General features: G+C 56.6%; 24 protein-coding genes. 8 read left to right on the forward strand and 16 right to left on the reverse strand.

Annotated features, from left to right (window positions below):
• Positions 1 to 119: 119 nt before the first annotated feature.
• Entirely contained in the window at positions 120 to 494 is a 375-nt protein-coding gene (locus tag D0C27_RS06615) for a helix-turn-helix domain-containing protein (protein WP_022983603.1), read from the reverse strand.
• 112 nt (positions 495 to 606) lie between these two features.
• On the opposite strand from D0C27_RS06615, the gene D0C27_RS06620 reads away from it, so the two are divergent.
• A complete protein-coding gene (locus D0C27_RS06620; RefSeq protein ID WP_035270428.1) occupies positions 607 to 1,368 on the forward strand; it encodes a helix-turn-helix domain-containing protein in 762 nt (253 codons plus the stop codon).
• 86 nt (positions 1,369 to 1,454) lie between these two features.
• Here D0C27_RS06620 and D0C27_RS06625 read toward each other — a convergent pair whose 3' ends face one another.
• From D0C27_RS06625 to rplU, 5 genes are all read right to left on the reverse strand, one after another.
• Positions 1,455 to 2,708, reverse strand: a complete 1,254-nt coding sequence (locus D0C27_RS06625) for a D-amino acid dehydrogenase (RefSeq protein WP_009460560.1) — start codon at positions 2,706 to 2,708, stop codon at positions 1,455 to 1,457.
• Positions 2,709 to 2,837: 129 nt separating this feature from the next.
• Positions 2,838 to 3,995 carry a glutamate 5-kinase gene (gene proB / locus D0C27_RS06630; RefSeq protein ID WP_026484420.1) on the reverse strand — a complete coding sequence of 386 codons (1,158 nt, stop codon included), beginning with the start codon at positions 3,993 to 3,995 and terminating at the stop codon, positions 2,838 to 2,840.
• 133 nt (positions 3,996 to 4,128) lie between these two features.
• Positions 4,129 to 5,217, reverse strand: a complete 1,089-nt coding sequence (obgE, locus tag D0C27_RS06635; protein ID WP_009460564.1) for a GTPase ObgE — start codon at positions 5,215 to 5,217, stop codon at positions 4,129 to 4,131.
• Positions 5,218 to 5,503: 286 nt separating this feature from the next.
• On the reverse strand, positions 5,504 to 5,764 hold the full coding sequence (gene rpmA, locus D0C27_RS06640) for a 50S ribosomal protein L27 (RefSeq protein WP_009460566.1): 261 nt from the start codon (positions 5,762 to 5,764) through the stop codon (positions 5,504 to 5,506).
• A gap of 50 nt (positions 5,765 to 5,814) precedes the next feature.
• Positions 5,815 to 6,126, reverse strand: a complete 312-nt coding sequence (rplU, locus tag D0C27_RS06645) for a 50S ribosomal protein L21 (protein ID WP_003801901.1) — start codon at positions 6,124 to 6,126, stop codon at positions 5,815 to 5,817.
• Between the two features lie 395 nt (positions 6,127 to 6,521).
• On the opposite strand from rplU, the gene D0C27_RS06650 reads away from it, so the two are divergent.
• Positions 6,522 to 6,725, forward strand: coding sequence for a CsbD family protein (locus D0C27_RS06650; protein ID WP_009460568.1), 204 nt, complete (start codon positions 6,522 to 6,524; stop codon positions 6,723 to 6,725).
• A 105-nt stretch (positions 6,726 to 6,830) separates the two neighbouring features.
• Entirely contained in the window at positions 6,831 to 6,992 is a 162-nt protein-coding gene (locus D0C27_RS06655; protein ID WP_009460570.1) for a DUF1328 domain-containing protein, read from the forward strand.
• A gap of 74 nt (positions 6,993 to 7,066) precedes the next feature.
• Here the strand turns inward: D0C27_RS06655 and argJ are convergent, their stop codons facing one another.
• Together argJ and D0C27_RS06665 are read right to left on the reverse strand one after the other, a co-directional pair.
• Positions 7,067 to 8,293 carry a bifunctional glutamate N-acetyltransferase/amino-acid acetyltransferase ArgJ gene (argJ, locus tag D0C27_RS06660; RefSeq protein WP_137430655.1) on the reverse strand — a complete coding sequence of 409 codons (1,227 nt, stop codon included), beginning with the start codon at positions 8,291 to 8,293 and terminating at the stop codon, positions 7,067 to 7,069.
• 94 nt (positions 8,294 to 8,387) lie between these two features.
• Complete coding sequence (locus tag D0C27_RS06665) at positions 8,388 to 8,918, reverse strand: MarR family winged helix-turn-helix transcriptional regulator (protein WP_009460574.1); 531 nt, start codon at positions 8,916 to 8,918, stop codon at positions 8,388 to 8,390.
• A 733-nt stretch (positions 8,919 to 9,651) separates the two neighbouring features.
• Here D0C27_RS06665 and D0C27_RS06670 point away from each other — a divergent pair.
• Positions 9,652 to 11,301 (forward strand): AMP-binding protein, encoded by a 1,650-nt coding sequence (locus D0C27_RS06670; RefSeq protein ID WP_009460576.1) that lies wholly within the window; start codon positions 9,652 to 9,654, stop codon positions 11,299 to 11,301.
• Between the two features lie 57 nt (positions 11,302 to 11,358).
• Here the strand turns inward: D0C27_RS06670 and hemL are convergent, their stop codons facing one another.
• The 3 genes from hemL to D0C27_RS06685 are packed head-to-tail and all read right to left on the reverse strand — an operon-like array spanning position 11,359 to position 14,175.
• A complete protein-coding gene (gene hemL / locus D0C27_RS06675) occupies positions 11,359 to 12,642 on the reverse strand; it encodes a glutamate-1-semialdehyde 2,1-aminomutase (protein WP_035270437.1) in 1,284 nt (427 codons plus the stop codon).
• A gap of 44 nt (positions 12,643 to 12,686) precedes the next feature.
• Entirely contained in the window at positions 12,687 to 13,373 is a 687-nt protein-coding gene (gene thiE, locus D0C27_RS06680; RefSeq protein WP_022983601.1) for a thiamine phosphate synthase, read from the reverse strand.
• Complete coding sequence (locus D0C27_RS06685) at positions 13,366 to 14,175, reverse strand: bifunctional hydroxymethylpyrimidine kinase/phosphomethylpyrimidine kinase (protein WP_031233047.1); 810 nt, start codon at positions 14,173 to 14,175, stop codon at positions 13,366 to 13,368. Before D0C27_RS06685 ends, thiE begins: the two co-directional genes overlap by 8 nt.
• Before the next feature lie 140 nt (positions 14,176 to 14,315).
• On the opposite strand from D0C27_RS06685, the gene D0C27_RS06690 reads away from it, so the two are divergent.
• The 4 genes from D0C27_RS06690 (at position 14,316) to D0C27_RS06705 (ending at position 16,326) form a co-directional block, all read left to right on the forward strand.
• Positions 14,316 to 14,480, forward strand: a complete 165-nt coding sequence (locus D0C27_RS06690) for a rubredoxin (RefSeq protein ID WP_009460582.1) — start codon at positions 14,316 to 14,318, stop codon at positions 14,478 to 14,480.
• A gap of 112 nt (positions 14,481 to 14,592) precedes the next feature.
• Complete coding sequence (locus tag D0C27_RS06695; RefSeq protein ID WP_009460584.1) at positions 14,593 to 15,114, forward strand: YqgE/AlgH family protein; 522 nt, start codon at positions 14,593 to 14,595, stop codon at positions 15,112 to 15,114.
• 16 nt (positions 15,115 to 15,130) lie between these two features.
• Positions 15,131 to 15,538 carry a Holliday junction resolvase RuvX gene (ruvX, locus tag D0C27_RS06700; protein ID WP_009460586.1) on the forward strand — a complete coding sequence of 136 codons (408 nt, stop codon included), beginning with the start codon at positions 15,131 to 15,133 and terminating at the stop codon, positions 15,536 to 15,538.
• A 23-nt stretch (positions 15,539 to 15,561) separates the two neighbouring features.
• Positions 15,562 to 16,326, forward strand: a complete 765-nt coding sequence (locus D0C27_RS06705; RefSeq protein ID WP_088452104.1) for a lysophospholipid acyltransferase family protein — start codon at positions 15,562 to 15,564, stop codon at positions 16,324 to 16,326.
• Positions 16,327 to 16,331: 5 nt separating this feature from the next.
• Here the strand turns inward: D0C27_RS06705 and D0C27_RS06710 are convergent, their stop codons facing one another.
• From D0C27_RS06710 to D0C27_RS06730, 5 genes are all read right to left on the reverse strand, one after another.
• The gene (locus D0C27_RS06710; RefSeq protein ID WP_026484411.1) at positions 16,332 to 17,168 is read right to left on the reverse strand and encodes a symmetrical bis(5'-nucleosyl)-tetraphosphatase; all 837 of its coding nucleotides are present in this window, start codon (positions 17,166 to 17,168) and stop codon (positions 16,332 to 16,334) included.
• Between the two features lie 3 nt (positions 17,169 to 17,171).
• Positions 17,172 to 18,332 (reverse strand): LPS export ABC transporter permease LptG, encoded by a 1,161-nt coding sequence (gene lptG, locus D0C27_RS06715; RefSeq protein WP_137430656.1) that lies wholly within the window; start codon positions 18,330 to 18,332, stop codon positions 17,172 to 17,174.
• 53 nt (positions 18,333 to 18,385) lie between these two features.
• Entirely contained in the window at positions 18,386 to 19,105 is a 720-nt protein-coding gene (gene mtgA, locus D0C27_RS06720) for a monofunctional biosynthetic peptidoglycan transglycosylase (protein ID WP_009460596.1), read from the reverse strand.
• Between the two features lies 1 nt (position 19,106).
• Entirely contained in the window at positions 19,107 to 19,958 is an 852-nt protein-coding gene (gene aroE, locus D0C27_RS06725; RefSeq protein WP_035270447.1) for a shikimate dehydrogenase, read from the reverse strand.
• A 106-nt stretch (positions 19,959 to 20,064) separates the two neighbouring features.
• Complete coding sequence (locus D0C27_RS06730) at positions 20,065 to 20,934, reverse strand: energy transducer TonB (RefSeq protein ID WP_009460600.1); 870 nt, start codon at positions 20,932 to 20,934, stop codon at positions 20,065 to 20,067.
• Between the last annotated feature and the right edge of the window lie 3 nt (positions 20,935 to 20,937).

A 20,937-nucleotide genomic window follows, 5' to 3' on the forward strand; every position in this document is an offset into this window, starting at 1 on the left:
GAAGAGAAGCTTAAGATGGGGGCAGCACCAGATTTGTCGGGTTCAAGCCTGTGCTTAAAGCTTGAATGTCAGGGGTGTTTAACAAGGCAGGCGGTATAGGTGGGTAGAACGTACGGTGCCTAGCGTTTTTTCATGCCGTCCAGTAAATGACGCAAAGTGCGATCGAGCAAATCACGTTCGCCATCTGCCAAAGCAACCACTTCATCGACGGAAAACAGACGGAAAGGCCAGGTAACAATGGGAGGACCATCCAGGGGTTCGGACAATGTGTAGCTGTCCTGCGTGAACTCCATCGTGCCGATACCCTTGCGCAACCACAAAGCGCTGACATTCAAGGCTCTGCTCAACTCCAGAATTTCACGTGCATCCCGACGAGTGCCATTTTCATAATTGGAGATGGCGCTCTGGGTCAATCCGCATAGACGTGCCAAATCTGCCTGAGAAAGACCGCGATGTTGACGTGCGTGGCGAAGGCGTTCGGAGAAATGTTTCACACAACAGATTGTTGATGTAAAGCCAAACACGATGGTTTTAATTAAAAATCACAGTCGTGATTTATACTGTCCGGCATAGTCATCAGATGTCATTATAGTTAAGGTATCAACTATGTCGGTTGCAAATGAAATTGCTGGCGGTCCTGTTGTTCTGTACCTGGCCACGGCTATCCCTGATCGAAACTTACTAGAACAACAAATTCAGGCTCTGGCAGAACGGGGTTATCGTCTTATTTTTTGCCCGGATGCGACGGCTTTGCTACAGTTGGCCCAAACGCGGGGCCGTTACGCCGGTTCGATATGTATTGCCTGGTTGGGCGGGGCCTTGGCGGAAATCTGCTCGGCGGCCGTGCGCTTACGTATGCTGTGTCCGCAAATTGGAATCCTGATGCAGTCTGATGCGACGGACTCGGCCATGCTGCAAGCCTTGCATAGCGGCGGAGATCAGTTTTGCCCCAGGGATGCGTCTTTGGAGTTGCTGGCAGCCAGTTTGCACAGCTTGCAGCGGCGCATGATGCAGATGCCCATCATTCCTGAACCGTCTCAGCCCCAGGAGTGGGTGCTGGATCAGGAGGGCTGGGCCTTGATATCGCCTGTCGGGATCTCGTTTAGCCTGACCAGCACGGAGCGCGCCTTCATCGTCCGCTTGCTGCGCGAAGAGGATCGCCGGGCCAGTCATTACGAGTTGATGCGGGCTGTGGCTAGTAAAACGGATGTAATCAGCAATCCACCCGGTGCTTCGCATATCAACCGCCTGGGCGTTCTGGTCAGCCGTATGAGACGCAAATTCAACCAGGGAGGCACGGTTCTGCCTATCCGCTCGATTCATAACTGGGGCTATATGTTCGCTGCTAATTGCCAGTTGCTGGCCTAGTCAGGATGTCATCAGGGCAGGGCAGTTGAAAAAGGCCCTGTCGGTTATACCGGCAGAGCCTTTGTTCATGCTGTGGGGGGCAGGGCTTAGTAGTAGCGCTGCACCGACAAGTCGTCTGCACGGATGGCAGGCTCCTTGTTGCTGATCAGATCAGCCAGCAATTGTGCACTGCCGGTAGCCAAGGTCCATCCCAGCGTACCGTGGCCGGTGTTCAGGAACAGATTGGAGTAGCGGCTACGCCCCACAATTGGGGTGCTGTCCGGCGTCTTGGGACGCAGGCCGGTCCAGAAATGCAGATCTGCATCGCTTTGGTAGCTGCCGGGGAACAGATCATTCAGGACCATCAGCAAGGTCTGTTCACGGCGGGGATTCAGGCGCTTGTTAAAGCCGACGACCTCGGCCATGCCGCCCACGCGAATGCGATTATCAAAGCGGGTCAGGGCGATCTTGTAGCTTTCATCCAGCAACGTGGACTGAGGCGCACGCGAGGCATCCGCAATTGTGGCGGTAATGGAGTAGCCCTTCAATGGGTAGACCGGGATGGCCTGCAGGTCTTTCATCAAACCCGTAGACCAGGAGCCCAAGGCCACCACGTAGGCATCGGCAGTCAACAGGCCATCGGAGCTTTGGACGCCGCTGATCTGCGTGCCGTTGCTGTGAATGCGCTGAATGTTCTGGTTCCAGCGGAATTCCACGCCTTCCTTCTCGGCCAATTCGCTAAGGCGGCGGGTGAACATCTGGCAGTCGCCGGTTTCATCTTCCGGGAAGCGCAAGCCACCGCTTAGTTTGTGCTCTACGTGGCGCAGAGCCGGCTCAATCGTGTGCAATTCGGAGGCGGACAGCAGCTCGTAGGGCACGCCAGCTTCTTTCAGGACCTCGATGTCGGCGGCAATGCCGTCCAGCTGCTTTTGCGTACGGAAAAGCTGCAAGGTGCCTTGGGCACGGTGCTCGAATTGAATGTCGGTCTGGGCGCGCAACTCGGCCATGCAGTGGCGGCTGTATTCAGCCAGACGCACCATGCGTTCTTTATTGATGGCGTAGCGGTCTGCTGTGCAGTTGCGCCACATGGCCAGCAGCCACTTGATTTGTGTCAGCGTGCCATCCGGGCGAATCGTCAGGGCCGGATGCTCGTCGAACATCCACTTGATGGCTTTGCGCGGGATACCCGGCGCAGCCCAAGGGCAGGCATAGCCAAAGGACAACTGACCGGCGTTGGCAAAACTGGTTTCCAGAGCGGGCCCAGCCATGCGGTCGATGACCGTTACGCTGTGTCCTTGGCGGGCAAGATAATAAGCGCTGGTTACGCCTTCTACGCCAGCACCTAGCACGAGGATCTTCATACGGTTCCTTGGGCGCATCGCCCGAAAGGGAAAGTGTTGCAATCAGGCGCGCAAAAACCGCGCGCACTGTCGCAATTCGATACGTTTTATCCGTCTATTTCAACAGGCGGGCAGGGTAGGGGTCAAGGATTAGTCCTGATCCGGTGCACTGCGTGGGAACACCATATTGTTACGGTGTATCAGCTCTGTATCGTGTTCGCTGCCCAGCAATTCATTGATCAGGTGGCTGGGTTGGCCCATGATGCGGCGGGTGTCGTCCGAGGAGTAGTTGATCAGACCACGGGCGTATTCCACGCCGTGCTTGTCCACGCAGGCCACCACGTCGCCACGGTCAAATTCGCCTTCTACATGGGTGACACCGACGGGCAGCAGGCTCTTGTGACCGTCTACCAGCGCACGTACAGCGCCTTCGTCCAGCGATACGCGACCACGCACACGCAACTGGTCGACCAGCCAGCGTTGGCGGGCCGAGCGTACGGGCAGGGTGGCACGCAGCTCGGTGCCGATGCGCTCACCTTGCGCCAGGCGGGACAGGACTTGCTGTTCGCGGCCAGAGGCAATAATGGTGTGGCCACCGCTTTGCGCAGCGCGTTTGGCGGCCAGGATTTTGGTGATCATGCCGCCGGTGCCGATATTGCTGCCCGAGCCGCCTGCCATGGCTTCCAGCGTCGGATCGCCCGCCTGTCCCAGCGAGATGAACTGTGCATCAGGATTGCTGCGCGGGTCGGCACTGTAAAGGCCAGCCTGGTCGGTCAGGATAATCAGGGTTTCGGCTTCGATCAGGTTGGTGACTAGTGCGCCCAATGTATCGTTGTCGCCCACGCGGATTTCATCCGTGACCACCGTGTCGTTCTCGTTCACGATGGGGACTACACCCAGGTCCAGCAAGGTGTTGATGGTGCCTCGTGCATTCAGGTAGCGATGGCGGTCGGCCAGATCTTCATGGGTCAGCAGAATCTGAGCGGTGCGCACACCATGGCGGGCAAAAGCCACTTCATAGGCTTGAATCAAGCCCATCTGGCCGACGGCCGCCGCCGCTTGCAACTCATTCATGGCCTTCGGTCGGCGCGGCCAGCCAAGGCGGGCCATGCCTTCGGCAATGGCACCGCTGGAAACCAGCACCAATTGCTTGCCTTGGGCATGCAGTTGAGCAATCTGGGTAGCCCATTGCTCTACGGCATCCAGGTCAATCCCTTTGCCCTCGTTGGTGACCAGGGAGGAACCTACTTTAATAACCAATCGGCGCGATTGCGCAACGGCCGATTCAGAATGAGAAGAGTGCTGCATGACGAGTTCAGAAATCCATCGCTTGGCGTGTAAATAGAGAAAATGCCAGGAGTAGGGCGGTTGGCTTAACCGCGTCTTCCGGGCATTTTGGGGTTCAGTCCTGGAGTCTAGATCCTGGACCTGTGTAGCACGATCAGTCTGGGGCAAACCTCTCGTCGTAAATATGGGTGCCGTCGGCAATATCTTGCTCGATATGCTCTTTGCGGCTTTCTTCATCCAGCCAGGATTGCAGCTGATAGACCAGATCCTGTGTACCGACACCGGTCAGGGCGGAGATACCAAAGACCGGGCCTTCCCAGTTCAGCTCTTTGAGCAGGCGGGCTTTCAGGTCTTCCGGGTCCGAGACCATGTCCAGCTTGTTCAGAACCAGCCAGCGTGGCTTGGCGTACAGCTCTTCGCTGTACAGACGCAGTTCTTCAACAATGGCACGGGCCTCTGCAGCCACTTTGGCTACAACATCCTCGTCCGGGTCCAGGCTGGATACGTCCAGCAGATGCAGCAAGATACGGGTGCGGGTCAGGTGGCGCAGGAACAAGTGTCCCAGGCCGGCACCTTCCGACGCGCCTTCGATCAGGCCAGGAATATCGGCCACTACAAAGCTGTGGGCTTCGGACGAACGCACCACACCCAGGTTGGGGTGCAAGGTGGTGAAGGGGTAATCCGCAATGCGCGGCTTGGCGTTGGAAATGCGGGTGATCAGCGTGGATTTACCGGCGTTGGGCATACCCAGCAGACCGACATCAGCCAGCACCTTCAGTTCCAGACGCAGCTTGCGATGCTCGCCTTCCTTGCCGTAGGTAAATTGACGCGGGGCACGGTTCACACTGGATTTGAAGTGCAGGTTACCCAAACCACCGGCGCCGCCTTGGGCCAGGGTTATTTTTTCGCCATGACGCTTCATGTCAAACAGCTGCTCGCCGGTTTCTGCGTCAAAAATCATGGTGCCAACGGGCACACGCAGGGTGATGTCCTCGCCACCCGCGCCATATTGGTCGGACCCACGGCCGTTTTCGCCGTTGCGAGCGCGGTGCAGGCGGGCGTAGCGGTAGTCGATCAAGGTGTTGACGTTACGGTCGGCCTCGGCATAAATGCTGCCACCGCGTCCACCGTCGCCGCCATTGGGGCCACCTTTTTCAATAAATTTTTCTCGGCGGAAACTGGCAGCGCCGTTTCCACCTTTGCCTGCGACCACTTCAATGGTCGCTTCGTCTACGAATTTCATGGTGATGAGTGCTGTATAGGTCCAGGGGCCGCAGAACCGTATGGGCTGCTGGTCTGGGAGCAGACCATTTTAAACAAAAACCCCAATTGCTTAGTGTATAGGAGATTGGCTTATCTGCCGGTATGTGCCGTGATAGTGGCCGATTTTTAATCTCTTGCTGTGGCCGTAGGGAGACTGGCTAAGCCGGGTGGGCAGGTTTGGGCGATGGCGGGTTGGCCATGCATAAAAAAAGCCCTGCCTAGGGCGGCAGGGCTTTTTCGCAGCGAGTACGCTTTGATCGGGTGGCTTATTCGCCAGCAACGACCGAAACGGTACGCTTGTTCAGAGCACCAGTGATGGAAAATTTAACTTTGCCATCGACCAGGGAGAACAGGGTGTGGTCTTTGCCAATGCCCACGTTCACGCCGGGGTGAAACTGAGTGCCGCGCTGACGAACAATGATGCCGCCAGCCGAAATTACCTGACCGCCGTAGACTTTAACGCCCAGACGTTTGGCCTGTGAGTCACGGCCGTTCCGCGTAGAGCCGCCGCCTTTCTTCTGTGCCATTTCTTTAGCTCCTAGATGAAGAAAATACCAAATTCGCTTTTAGCAACAACTTAGGCGTTGATCGCTTCGATGCGGATTTCGGTGTAGTTTTGACGATGGCCTTGCGTTTTGCGGTAGTGCTTGCGACGGCGCATTTTGAAAATCTTGATTTTGTCGTGACGGCCTTGCGCAAGAACAGTAGCCTTGACCACAGCGCCAGCAACGAAAGGAGCACCGATTTGCAGTGCTTCACCTTCGCCGACGGACAGAACCTGGTCAAGCGAAATTTCTTGCCCAATGTCTGCCGGTATCTGTTCTATTTTGAGTTTTTGGCCAGCAGTAATGCGATATTGCTTACCGCCGGTTTTTATAACCGCGTACATAGGGAATCCCTTAAAGAGTCAAACAGGCATCGCGTAAAAGGCCAATAACAGCCCGCTGTAATGCCATCTAACATAAAAAAATCTTGACACGCAAAATGCCAAGCAAAAAATAATAGGGCAAAAAGGCTTTGCTGTCAATGGCTTGGGCCTTCTCCTGTCTGTATTTTGCATCCAATCCTTTCGTTTTTCACTGGGTAGGCAGGGGAGACCCCTTGCCTTCGGGTCGTAAAGGACGTGTGAGGGGACCTGCCTCACCCAGAACAGGGCATCTCGCTAATTTGTTACATTTCTCCTCAATCTGTGGCCTTTGAGTGGCTCGCCTTCCGCTACGGTAGAGCTGTTGCGTTCACAGAAGCGTAAGTCATTTATTTTTCGGACCTACTAAGGGGAAACGTATGAATAAGGACACGATCGAAGGCAAATGGAAACAACTGGCCGGTAAAGCCCGCAGCGTCTGGGGCGAAATTACGGATGATGAGTGGGCCAAGGTGAAAGGGGATGCCACGCAATTGGCCGGTCTGGTGCAAGAGCGCTATGGCCGTACCCGCGAAGAGGCGGAGCGCGAGGTTAAAGACTTCTACGACAAGTACGACCGTTAGCGGGTGGGAGCCTTTTTTTGTCTGTAGGTATTTCATGAGCTGTCGTTGAGATGGCCCGTCAGACAAGGTGCTGTCCCTGTACGTACTGATGATGAGGAGAATCGTATGCTTTACTACGCCGTAATCTTTTTTATTGTAGCTATCGTGGCTGCTGTGCTGGGTTTTGGTGGCATTGCCGCTGGTGCTGCTTCGATTGCCAAGATCCTGTTTGTCGTGTTCCTGATTCTGGCGGTGCTCTCGCTGGTCAAGGGCATGGGCAAGAAATAGAACAAGCCCGCCAGTGGCGGGCTTGTCCGTAAGGAAAAACCGTCTCCACCGATTGGGTGGAGACGGTTTTTTTATCAGGAGCGGTAGTCCGCGTTGATAGTGACGTACTCGTGCGAGAAGTCGCAGGTATAAACCGTTTCGCTGTGTTGGCCACGGCCCAGAGAAACACGTACCAGAATTTCGGCTTCCTGCATGACGCGCTGGCCATCTTCTTCCTGGTAGTCGGGGTTGCGGCCACCGTTCACGGCCACCAGCACATCGCCTAGCCACAGACGCAATTTGCTCACGTCCAAATCGCTAATGCCGGCGTAGCCAATGGCGCACAGAATACGGCCCAGGTTCGGGTCGGAGGCAAAGAAGGCTGTTTTCACCAGAGGTGAGTGAGCGATGGCGTAAGCCACTTTCAGAGCTTCTTCGCTGGAACCGGCGTCATCAACCTGAATGGTCATGAACTTGGTGGCGCCTTCGGCGTCACGCACGATTTTCTGGGCCAGTTCGCGCGAGGCGTCGACCAGGGCATCCAGCAAGGTGTTGTAGTTCGGGTCTGCAATCGACTCTACCGTGACACCGCTTTGGCCGGTTGCCATGATGATGAAGGAGTCGTTGGTGGAGGTGTCGCCATCAACCGTAATGCGGTTGAAAGAGCGGTCCGCTGCCAGACGGCACATATCGCGCAGCAGTTCGGGAGCAATACCGGCGTCCGTAGCCAGGTAACCCAGCATGGTGGCCATATTGGGGCGAATCATGCCCGCGCCCTTGCTGATGCCGGTCAGTGTGATGGTTTTACCCGACAACTGGATTTGACGAGACACGATTTTGGGTTGCGTGTCGGTGGTCATGATGCTGTGAGCAGCATTGAACCAGTTGTTGTCGGCCAGATCGTTCACCGCCGCAGGCAGAGCGCCCAGCAGGCGATCCATGGGCAGAGGCTCCAGAATCACGCCGGTGGAAAAGGGCAACACTTGCTGGGGCAGGATGTTCAGCAGGCGTGCGGTTTCCGTGCAGGTTTGCTGTGCTTTTTCCAAACCAGCCTGACCTGTGCCAGCGTTGGCATTGCCGGTGTTGATGACCAGGGCGCGGATGCCATCGTGCGTAGCCAAGTGCGCTTCGCACACTTGTACTGGAGCAGCACGGAAACGGTTGGTGGTGAACACACCGGCCACGCTGGTGCCGGGGGCCAATTCAAACACGGTCAGGTCGCGTCGGTTGGCCTTGCGAATACCGGCTTCGGCAATACCGATTTTGACACCGGCAACGGGGTGAATATCAGATTCAGAGGGAATGAACAGATTGACGGCCATGACGCGATCCGAAAAACAATGTTAAAGGCGGCTCAAAGCAGTAATGATACTTGCTTTGAGCCGCCTGAGCATATCTTTGGTCGCGCCGGAGCGCTTAGCTTTCGCGAGCAGCCATGGCCACGTTGTTGCGAGTGATCAGCTTGAGTTCGCCCAGGGCTTCAAACAGGTTGACGCGCGCTTTTTCCGACAGGTTGGCAAACATCTCCTGTAGCCACTGCTCGTGGGAGGCCGCCATTTTCTTGAACTGGCGCTTGCCCTTGGGTGTCAGGCGGATCAGGGAGCTGCGACGGTCGGTGAGCACCTTGATGCGTTCGACCAAACCTTCTTTTTCCAGCTGATCGGTAATGCCCGTGATATTGCCGTTGGTGACCATCAGGTGACGGGACAGCTCGCTCATTTTCATGCCAGCGGGCTGACGCTGCAATTGAGCCATCAGGTCAAAACGGGGCAGTGTGGTCGTGTGCTCGGTACGCAGGCGACTGCGAATTTCGCCTTCAACCAGATTGGTGCAGGCCATCAAGCGCAGCCACAGGCGGGTGTCGAAGTGGTCGTCGCTATGGGCACGGCTTTCCAAGTCGGGAGCGGCATCGGCGACGGCGGAAGCGGGGATATCGTTCATGATCATAGATAGCTTGCCTTAATGGTGCATGTCCAAAATGTTTAGCTTTGAAGGACGCAGACCGCAGCCATGAGCAAGCTGGGTTAGCTTGGTGGGTATCTTAGGGGCTGGTTCGAAGTTTGACATTGCGACAGATCAAAGTAAATTCGTTTTTAAGCTTAAATTAATCAACTTGATAGAAAGCACCGGCAAAGCAGGCAAAGCATTGGGTAAGGAAATGCAAACTCTTGTCTGCTATTTACTTTTAGGGCCACGGCTTTGAATAATCTTCGGACGGCGCTCTAACTTTGATCCGACACGATAAGCTGGCTAAATTCAAGTGATTATTTAGTTGAAGTATAAGGCATTTGCCTCTGTATCGCCTGTTCGCTTAATCACTTTTCTGCTTTTTTTGATACTTTTTTTTGTTTCAAAAATAACGCCTGCCGTAATTTTTCTTAATTGAAAAAAATGCATGCAGAAGATCGATTTATTTCTTATATCCTGAAATTCATTATTGAATTTTGCGTTGCGCGGGCGAGGGCCTCAGAGGAGCCGGGATCAGTCTAGGATACCCCTTGAAACAGCGGAGGATGATGCGCTACTGCGGATAACCCGTAGTCGGGATTGCTGATACTGGAGCGTTTTTTTTGCTAATATCCTTTAGAACTAAACAATATAGACCTTGCCAATTTGGCTGGCGCCTTTGATGGACCAAGGTCTACGCCTGAGTGGGGCGTAATCTACGCAGGAGATAAGGATGGAACGTTCAGCGCACCTTGATACCTTTGCACGCGACAATCTGCCACCCATGGAGTGGTGGCCAGAGATGTTGCTGGAAGGCAATCCGGATGTGGACTATCCCGCTCGTCTCAATTGTGCCGTGGCGCTGTTGGGAGAGCAGGTAGCAGCGGGGCATGGTGATCGCGTGGCTTTGCAGTGGGCACAGGGCGATGAGAATCGCAGCCTGACCTACAAGCAGCTGGACGTGCTGACCAACCGTATTGCTCATGTTCTGGTTGAGGACATGAAGCTGGTGCCCGGCAACCGGGTTTTGCTGCGTGGTCCCAATAACCCCATGATGGCCGCCTGCTGGTTGGCCAGCATCAAGGCCGGTCTGGTCACGGTTCCCACCATGCCTTTGTTGCGGGCGGTGGAACTGAAGACGATTCTGGACAAGGCCGAGATTCATGCTGCCTTGTGTGACGAGCGCCTGCGTGAAGAGCTGGAACACTGCATGGACTCCACGCATGATTCCTACACGCCTGCTCTGAAGCAACTGTTGTGCTTTAACGATGAAAGCGCCAAGGGTCTGGAAGCCTTGTTGGCTGACAAGCCCGAAGAGTTCACCGCTTGCGATACGGCGGCTGACGATGTTTGTCTGATCGCTTTCACCAGCGGTACGACCGGCCAGCCTAAAGGTTGCATGCACTTCCATCGTGATGTGCTGGCAATGTGCGATACCTTCTCGCGTCACGTACTGCGTTTGACCCCGGATGATGTGGTCTGCGGTACGCCTCCTTTGGCCTTTACCTTCGGCCTGGGCGGTCTGCTGTGCTTCCCGCTGCGTGTGGGTGCATCCACTGTCCTGCTGGAGCGTCTGACGCCTTCCGATCTGCTGGGCATGATTGATCGCTTCAAAGTGACCATGAGCTTTACCGCACCCACCTTCTATCGTCAGATGGCTGGTTTGGTGGATCGTTACTCCTTGGCCAGCTTGCGTGCCACCGTGTCGGCAGGCGAAGCCTTGCCAGATGCGACGCGTCAGCTTTGGAAGCAGGCCAGCGGCATCGAGATGACAGATGGCATTGGTGGCACGGAAATGATTCACGTGTACGTGTCCAGCCCACCTGAAAAAGTGCGTGCTGGTGCCATTGGCCAAGTGGTGCCCGGTTATGTCGCCACGATTCTGGACGATGATCTGAATCCGGTGCCAGTCGGTACGGTAGGCCGTTTGGCCGTAAAGGGGCCGACAGGCTGCAAGTACCTGAACGACGAGCGTCAGAAGCAGTTTGTTCAGGGCGGTTGGAACTTCCCTGGCGACACCTTCAAGATGGACGAGGACGGCTACCTGTATTACCAGGCTCGTAACGACGACATGATTGTTTCCTCGGGCTACAACATTGCCGGTCCTGAAGTGGAAGGGACCTTGCTCAAGCACGAGGCTGTGGCCGAGTGTGGCGTTGTAGGTGCCGCCGATGAAGAACGGGGCCAGATTGTGCAGGCCTTCATTGTGCTCAAGCCTGGCTTTACTGGAAACGATGAGCTGAAAAAGAAGCTGCAGGATTTTGTGAAAGAGAACGCAGCGCCGTACAAGTATCCACGCGCCATTGAGTTCGTGACTTCCTTGCCTCGTACCGAGACAGGGAAGTTGCAGCGCTTTGTCTTGCGGCAGATGGCGCAAGACTGATTGTTCAGCGTATAAAAAAAAGCGGGCATATAGCCCGCTTTTTTGTGTCTGGTTCTTTTAGTTTTTGAAGGTGGCAAAAACTTCGCGTGCCGCTTGCACAGTGGCGTCGGTAATGTCCGGGGTGTGCTGCACCGAAACAAAACCTGCTTCAAAGGCCGAGGGTGCGAAGTACACACCCTTGTCCAGCATGGCGTGGAAGAACTGCTTGAAGCGCTCGATGTCGCCAGCCGACACTTGGGCCAGGGAGGTGGGCACGGTTTCGCTGAAGTAGATACCGAACAAGCCGCCCTGGTGGTCTGCCGTAAAAGGTACGCCTGCTTCTTTTGCAGCGGCCTTCAAGCCCTGGATCAGGTTGGCGGTGTTGGCTGTCAGGGTGTCGTAGAAACCGGGTTGAGCCAGTTTCTTCAAGGTTGCCAGACCCGCGGCCACAGCAACAGGGTTACCGGACAGGGTGCCTGCCTGGTAAACACCACCGACGGGAGCGACACATTGCATGATGTCGCGACGGCCACCGAAAGCACCGACGGGCATGCCGCCACCAATCACCTTGGCCAGGGTGGTCAGGTCAGGACGAATGCCGGTCAGGCCTTGCACGCCTTGAGGGCCAACACGGAAGCCGGTCATGACTTCGTCAAAAATCAGTACGGCACCGTATTCGGTACACAGTTCGCGCAAGCCTTCCAGGAAGCCGGGGGCTGGGCGCACCAGGTTCATGTTGCCGGCAAAAGGCTCAACGATAATGCAGGCGATTTCGCTGCCTTTCTGTTTGAAAGCATCGCGCACGGCGTCCAGATCGTTGTAGTCCAGCACCAGGGTGTGGCCGACAAATTCGGCTGGCACGCCTGCAGAGGTGGGGTTGCCAAAGGTCAGCAAGCCGGAACCGGCTTTGACCAGCAAACTGTCAGCGTGGCCGTGGTAACAGCCTTCAAACTTGATGATGGTGTTGCGGCCGGTAAAGCCACGGGCCAGACGAATGGCGCTCATGGTGGCTTCGGTGCCGGAGCTGACCAGACGCACTTGCTCGATGGACGGCAGCATTTTGGTCAGAGTTTCAGCCAGCACGACTTCGCCTTCGGTAGGCGCGCCGTAGGACAGGCCGTGTACGGCGGCTTCCTGTACGGCCTTGATAACGTCCGGATCGGAGTGGCCCAGAATGGCTGGTCCCCAGGAACCCACGTAGTCCGTGTATTGCTGGCCGTCTGCATCCCAGATGTAAGGGCCCTGAGCGCGTTCGATAAAGCACGGGGTGCCGCCCACGGAACCGAAGGCACGGACGGGCGAGTTGACGCCGCCGGGGATGACTTTGCAGGCACGTTCAAAAAGTTCGGAGTTACGGGACATGAGGCAAGAATCCAGATGTGAAAAGGTCAAGGCCAGGCAAGGGATCAGCGCATAAAGCGCGATGAGTCCTGGGCGTGAAAGTAGTCGGTAAAGCGTTGCGCCGTGGCGCGTATATCGCTGGTTTCAAACAGGCTGCTGATAACGGCAACGCTATCGACCCCTGCTTCCAGCAGTTCGGGCATTTTCTCGGGTGTGATGCCGCCAATCGCAACAATGGCAGCACGCCGTCCCTCGTGTTCTTGTTCTTGGCAAAGCAGTCGAGCTTGTCGCAAGGTGTTCAGTTCAGCCGGGGGGGCTTCGGGTTTGACGCTGGAAGGGTACATGGCCCCAAAGGCAATGTAGTCTGCATCGTCTGCCAGGGCCTGGCGAGCCAGATCCAGACTGTTGTAGCAGGAGCGTCCCAGCAGGGCTTGCGGCCCCAGTGCCTGACGGGCCTGGGTCAACTCGCCATCGCTTTTACCCAGGTGCGCGCCTTGCACGTCAAACTCTTGCGCCCAGCTCCAGTGATCGTTCACCAATAGCGGCAGATCCAAAGACAGGCACAGCTTGATCAACTCTTTGAGTTGTTGCTGGCGGATTGGTTCCGGGCCGTTCTTGCGACGGAATTGCAAGACCTGCAAACCCCCTTCGTGAGCGGCACGCACTGCGTTCAACAAGCGGGCGGTGTCGTCCCATTCGGGAGTAATGCCGTATAGACCGGCAGGAAAGCGCAGGGTGGTGGCGTCAGTCATTTTGGGGAGCAACAGGGTTGAACAGGCGGTGGCCCATACCGGGCTGGAAGGTGTCACTGGCACGTGCCTGCAGGTGCAACAAGGCTGATTCTACCGCGTTATCCAGCTCGTGGCCTTGAGCCAGAAAGCTCAGGCAGGCGGTAGCCAGCAAACTGTCTATGTCCTGCTGACGCAGGCCGCCATCCAGCGGCATGCTGTAGTCCAGACGACCGTGATGTCCCTGAAAGCGCGTATGCCATTGTCCGGCAGCACCGGGGACGCCGGTGACCAGTACGGCATTGGCTCCGTTATTCAACAAGGTTTCCACGGCATCGGGGGTGTCGCCCAGCAGCTCGTCGGCCTGCCAGCGCTCCAGGCTGGGGTGGTCGATCAATAATAAGGAGCTCAGGGGCAGGAGCAGGCGTAAACTGGCATCAAGAGCATCGTCCGCATCCAGCTCGTCCAGGCCGGTGGGCATGGCGCTCAGGTGCAGGACCAAGGGCAGTTCAGGGTAGTCGGAGCAAAGCTCGGCCACCATGCTGGCGATTTCAGGACTGTAGACAGGACCGCACTTGATGGCCTGAATGTTCATGTCCTCCAGCAAGCAGCGCGCCTGGTCGTCGGCAATGTCCTCTGCCAGGGTCTGAATGTTTTCTTGCTGCGCGCTATCGCGCACCAGCAAGGCGGTGGGCACGCTGACGATATGGCAGCCCAGATGAGCGCCAGTGATGGCATCGGCGGGCAGGTGGGCACCGCCGCTGGGATCATAAGGAGCCAGCACGAGCGCCAGAGCAGGACTTGAATTTTTGATTTCAGCAGCCATCTTGTCTTGGTTACCCATGCAGGGCCGGCAAGGCTCTGGATGTCACGGGTTGAGTAATTTAGTAATATGAACCCCATTTTAATGGATTGCCCCGATTTGCACGCGGATCGGACTATGTTTACAAATACAGTAGGAATACTATGCGTACGTGGATGTGCCTGATTTGCGGCTGGATTTATGATGAAGAAGCAGGTTTGCCTGAGGAAGGCATTGCGCCGGGCACACTCTGGGAAGACGTCCCTCCGAACTGGGTCTGTCCCGAATGCGGCGCTCGTAAGGAAGACTTCGAAATGATCCAAGTGTGATCATCTCAAGTTCCAAGGTGGTTTGTTTTGACGGGAGGTGTGTATGAGTGCCACTAGCCAGTCCCCGCTAATCCAAGAAAGCGCTGATCTAACGCACCACCTGTTACTTGCCATGCCCGGTGTGGTTTCGGGCAGCTTGGCCGACACGGTGATTTATGTCTGTGAACATAATGAGCAAGGTGCCTTGGGCCTTGTTATCAATCGACCAACGGATCTGAGCCTGGTTGAGCTCCTGTCTCGTATCGAGGTGGATGTGGAAAACCGGGCTGATCTGGCCGCGACTTCTGTCTACTTCGGTGGACCGGTGCAAACGGATCGCGGCTTTGTTCTCCATGATTCCGATAAAACCTATACCTCCAGTCTGGGGGTAGGTGATCTGACTCTGACTACTTCGCGGGATGTGCTGCAGGACGTGGCCCAAGGCCAGGGGCCAGTGCATATGCTGGTCACGCTGGGTTATGCCGGTTGGGCTGCGGGCCAGCTGGAAAGCGAGATGGCCGACAATGCCTGGCTGAGCATCAAGGCTACCCATGAAATCCTGTTTTCTACCCCGGTTGGGGAGCGCTATGATCGCGCCCTGGCCTTGCTGGGAATCAGTCCTTTTACCCTGACAGGTGCTGCGGGCCATGCCTGAACACGAAACACCGTCAATGGTCAGCTCGGCGCAAACCTTGCTGGCCTTTGACTATGGCCTGAAAAAAATTGGCGTGGCGCTGGGCAACACCTTGACGCGCCAGGCCCGCCCTTATACGATTTTGCGGCCCGTTACACGGGAACAGCGCTTTGCGGCTATCGAGGCTTTGCTCAAGGAATGGCAGCCCGATCGCGTCGTGGTAGGTTTGCCTTTGACCCTGGATGGTGGCGAGCAGTATGCTTCGCTGCGGTGTCGGCGTTTTGCCAACCAACTGCACGGTCGCTATGGCGTTGCAGTAGACCTGGTCGATGAGCGGGGCTCCAGCATGGAGGCTCAAGAATTGCTGGGCAATAATGACGATGATGATGCCATGGCAGCTTGCGTGATCCTGCAGCGATATCTGGACAGCCTGCCACCGGCCTGAGCTCTCTACAAGGTTGCAGCCTTTTGATTAGTTTATTTCGTTTTAGTTGGCGCGCTGTCGCTCTGATTGTGTGGATCGTGGTCGGCTTGTTAAGCGTCGGTCTGCTTTTTCCGGTATTGCGTCCAGGCGGGCGCCGCGTCATGGTGTTGCGCATGTCGCGCCTCTTGATGCTGATCTGCGGCGTGCGTGTACTGCAGCACGGCCAGGCTGTTCAGGATCGCTCCGTGCTCTATGTGTCCAACCATATCTCCTGGTTGGACATTTTTGTACTCAACAGCGTGCGTAGTACCTCTTTCATTGCAAAAAGCGATATTCGCCGTTGGCCAGTGATTGGCTGGCTGGTGGCGGGTGCAGGGACGGTTTTCATTGAGCGCGGACAGCGTCGCGCCATTCAGATTGTCAGCCAGCAAATGGCTGTGTGCTTTGAGCGTGGTGATGCCGTAGGTCTGTTCCCTGAAGGCACCACTTCAACCGGACTGGATGTACAGCCTTTCCACGCCAGTTTGTTTGAGACGGCTATCAGCCTGAATGTGGATATTCAGCCGGTGGCTCTGGTATTTGAGCAGAAAGGTCAGCGCAGTGAGCGCTTTGCCTTTGTGGGCGAGCAGTCTCTGGTTGGCAATATCTGGGTTCTGCTCAGTGCGCGTAATGTCTCTGTGCACTGCCATTTTCTGGACTTGATGCCGGCTCAATCCTGTACGCAGTGGGGGCGTTCGCAAACGGCACAAACAGCTCGTGAACAGATCCGTGCGGTCGTGTGCCCCGAGGCCGTCACTGTCGAGGCCTGATGGCTTTAGCCCGGTTTCTTGCTTTCCGGGCAGTGAATCTGAACCAGATGCCGGTCTTGCAGGCGTACAGCACTAAGCTGGCGACCCCAGACGCAGCCGGTATCCAGACTGATCACGGTAGGCGTGTTCAGCAAGCCCAGCGTAGACCAATGTCCAAAAATAATAGGGACCTGGGCACAGGCGCGATTCGGCATTTCATACCACGCTAGCAAGCCGGACTCGGCATCCGGTGCACCCTTGTGCTTGAAGTCCATGCGGCCATTCACATCGCACATGCGCATGCGGGTCAAGGTGCTGACAATGGCGCGCAGGCGATCGTAGCCTTGTAGCCCAGCATCCCAGCGATCCGGGTTGTTGCCGAACAACTCAATAATCTTGTCTTGCCAGTCATCCGCACGTAAGAGTGCTTCCAGCTCGTGGGCGTATTCCAGCGTTTGCTCCGGGCTCCAGTCGGGGTGCACTCCGGCATGTACCATCAGATGGCCATGCTCATAATGAGCCAGCGGTTGGTGTCGCAGCCAGTCCAGCAACTCTTGTGCGTCCGGCGCGGCCAGCAGTTCCTGCAAGGTATCCTGTTTGCCGGGCTTGCGCACCCCGGCAGCGACTGCCAGACAGTGAATGTCGTGGTTGCCCAGTACACAGACGGCGCGATCGCCCAGAGAACGAATCAGGCGCAACGCTCCCAGAGAGTCCGGGCCACGGTTGACCAGATCGCCTGCAAACCAGAATTTGGCCTGGCTGTCGGCTGCAACATCAGGATGGCTGAGCAAGCTGTCCAGGGGGCGGCAGCAGCCTTGAATATCACCAATCGCCCAGATGGCAGGGGAAGTAGCTAAGGACATGATTTAGTTGGTTGTGCTGGAGTTGCGACGACGCCGGTTGTGCCGGTTTTCCATCATGATAAGAGCACTCAAGGCCATGGCCATGGCGATCAGGTTCGGAACCAGAGCGGTGACCCACGGCGCCAGATTGCTGAGCATGGCCACGTTCAAGGCCAGCTGATTGATCATGAAAAAGCCCACGCCCAGCAAGATACCGGTAAAGACCTTGGTGCCCACACCGCCGTGGCGGGTCTGCATGAAGCCGATAGGCGCAGCAATGGTAATCATGACCAGCAAGGTAAAGGGGTAAGCGACTTTGCGCCACAGGGCCACAACCTGACGTTTGGTCTGCAGCTTGTTCGCGTCCAGGTAGCCGATGTAATCCTTCAGGTCCAGAATGGACATGCGCTCGGGTGTCACGACGCGTGCAATCAGTCGATCCGGCGTTAGCGTGGTGGTCAGCGTCAAGGTGGGACGTTTTTCAATTTTGACCAGCGCTTGATCAGGTGCCTTATCCTGTGACAGAGCCGTGTGGGCCTGCTCATTGACTTGGGTCTCGGTAACGTCCTGCAAGTCCAGCTGGTTCTTGTGGAACTGTCCGCTGGGCGCTTGAGTCATTGCACTCAGGCGCTGCCCATCCGCGAAGTCGAACACGCTGACATCGCTTACTTTGCCATCGCCCTGCAGGTTGGCAATATTGATGATGCGCACCCCGCCACTGTTATTGCTCTCCTTGAACCAGTAGCCACTGTCCAGACGGCCGCCACCGGAACGTCCCAGCAAGGCCATGCCTTGCTCACTGGATTTGATCTCGGCCATGGGGGTGACATACTCGGACAAAACAAAGGCCCCCCCTACCAGGGGCAGGGTAATGGTCCAGAGCATCAGCATCATGTGCAGGCCGCTAACGCCTGACGCACGCAAAATTACCAGCTCATTGCGCTGAGCCAGACTGGCCAGGGCCAGGGTGGCACCAATCAACAGGCCAATGGGCAGCAGGTCGTACAGACGGGTGGGCAGCTCCAGGGCCTGGATGTAAAACAGATTCATCAGGGTGAACTTGGAACCGACCTTGTCCAGCTCTTCAATCAGGGCGAAAAAGGTAAACAGGCCAAGCAGGGCAATCAGCACCACGGCGCTGGAGCGATAGATTTCGGAAGCGAGATAGCGGCGTGCGGTGCGCATGAAAATAGGGCCCAGGAAAGACGTGGCTAGCTTAACAAAAATGCGGATTGCAGTCAGGGAATAGCGACTTGTCGCATACGTTGACTGATAGTGCGCGTGCGCGATTGCAAATAGGGGCTGTTACGGTTTTTGTCATAGTAGGCCGGGTTGGGTAACATGCCTGCCAGACGGGCGGCCTGCATGGCACTGAGCCTGGCCGCATCCACCTTGAAGTAGTGGCGTGCCGCCGCCTGGGCACCAAAAACGCCTTCTCCCCATTGAGCTACGTTCAGGTACAGCTCCAGGATGCGCTCCTTGCTCATGACGGTTTCAATCATATAGGTCAGAATCAATTCCTGACCTTTGCGCAGATAACTGCGTGATTCCGATAGAAACAGATTCTTGGCCAGTTGCTGGGAAATGGTAGAACCACCACGACGGCGGGTAGAGCCCTTTTCCGACTGGCGACGGTTGTATTCCCAGGCTTTGCGAATGGCATCCCATTCGACCCCCGAATGGTTCAGGAAGTTCGAATCTTCGGAGGCAATCACTGCGCGTTTCAAATTGGCGCTGATCTTGTCGTACGGCACCCATTGATAGCGCAGTTCGGCATCCGCATTGGCGCTGCGCAACTGGCCCTGCTCGGCCGCCATGAAGGTGGTCATGCGGGGCGGCACCACGCTGTACCAGAGCACCATCAGAAACAGGGCGATCTGATAAAGCAGAACACCAGCGGCCACGGCCAGAACGGCCAGGCCAGCCAGTTTCCAGGGATGGGCCAGAAGGCGACGCACGTCAGATTTGTCCGATGTCCTGGCGCAGCTGGGCCAGTACGGGTTCGACATCGGCCTCTACGCCGTGCCAGATCTGAAAGCTGGCGGCCGCTTGGCCTACCAGCATGCCAAGGCCATCTTTGCTATGTGTGGCACCGGCTTGCTCGGCGGCACGCATGAAGGCAGTGGGTTCGCTGGCATAAAACATATCGTAGGCCAGAGAGTTGCTGCGATAACGGGCATCTGGCAGTTCGGGCAGATTCTGGTTCAGGCTGGCCGAGGTGGCATTGATCACAATGTCCCAGTCGCCACAATGATCGTCCAGACCGCCCGCGCTCAGGCGGCGGGAGGCATCCGGGTCCAGAGCAACGACCTGCTCACGAATGTCGTAGGCTTTGGCGCTGGTGCGGTTGATGATGTGCAGCATTTCGCAACCGGCTTCCAATAAGGGGAACACCACTCCACGCGAGGCACCACCTGCACCGATCAGCAAGATACGCTTGCCTTCCGGGTTGTGGCCGACACGCAGCAGGTCCGAGCACAAGCCCACGCCATCGGTATTGCAGCCATGCAACTGTCCATCTTCCAGCCATAGCGTATTGACGGCTCCGGCCATGCGAGCGCGACGGCTCAAGCGTGGGCCCACCAGATCATAAGCCTGCTCTTTGAAGGGCAAGGTGACATTCAGGCCGCTGCCGTCCTTGAAAAACTCCTCCACGGTGGCGTTAAAGCCATCCAGTGGTGCCAGAATTCGCTCGTAGCTCAGGGCCAGATTGAACTGGCTGGCAAACTGCGTATGGATTTGTGGAGAGCGGCTGTGCTCGATAGGGTGACCAATAACGCCGTAGCGCTTGGCGGGAGTCGTGTCGGGCATGGTTAAGCGATGCTTGTCTTGTTGTGAGGTGTCAGCCCCAAGGCTGAAAGCGCATATTTTACCCTAGGGTCTGCTTTTGCCAGAGCTTGCTGTGGACAATACGATCTTATTGCACATCCGTGCCGTGCATACTGAGCCTGTCATGCGTAAAACTCCAGCTGCGGGTAATGACGAGTACATCCGCGCCAGGAGCCACTTGTTCGGGCAGGGGGGCGAAGGGGGCGGCCAGTTCCACAATGCGGCGGGCCGCCAGATTCAAGGCGGCCTGATCTGAAGGCTCAGTAATCTGGGCACGCAGCAGGCTGCCATCGCGCCGGATATAGACTGTCATTTGCAGCTGACCGTACAGTTGCTCGCCATTTTGCTTCGGATAGTGGCGGGTGCCGGTCTGCTCAATTTTTTGACGCCACTGATCCAGGTACTGGGCTTGTTCGCTGGCTTTGGCGCTGGGGCCTACATAGTGGTAGCGGGGTTGGCGTTGTTGTTCACGAATCTGCTCACGCAAAATCGCCAGTTGGCTATTTTGCACTTGTGGGTCCAGATCATGGTCGTCCGGGCCGGGCTCAATGGACGCGCCAATATATTCAAAGCTGGGTGTCGACAAAGGTGCCTTGTCCTGACTTTCCAGCTCGCCCAGCAGGCGCTGCTGTTCAGCTTCCAGGCTTTGCTGGCGTGCACGCAAGGCTTCCAGCACTAACTGATTCGGCAGATTGGGATCGGTCAGCGGCAAAGGATTGCTGGCTTGCCCTTGCTGATGCTCTCCGCCGCCATCCAGATTCAACTGCGCTAACAGTTGGGGACTTAACGGTGCCGAGTCGGTACTGAAATTGACCAGTGCTACATCCAGACTGTTGGCTGGTGCGGGCGAGGGCGCGCGAGCCGGCCAGAAGATCAGCAAAAGATGAATCAGTGCCGAAAGGGCGACCGCCAGCCACAAATAGTCTTTGGGCGCGTGGCGGCGGTCGAGCTTGGTCATGAT

The organism is Alcaligenes faecalis, from assembly GCF_005311025.1.
Classification (GTDB): domain Bacteria; phylum Pseudomonadota; class Gammaproteobacteria; order Burkholderiales; family Burkholderiaceae_B; genus Alcaligenes; species Alcaligenes phenolicus.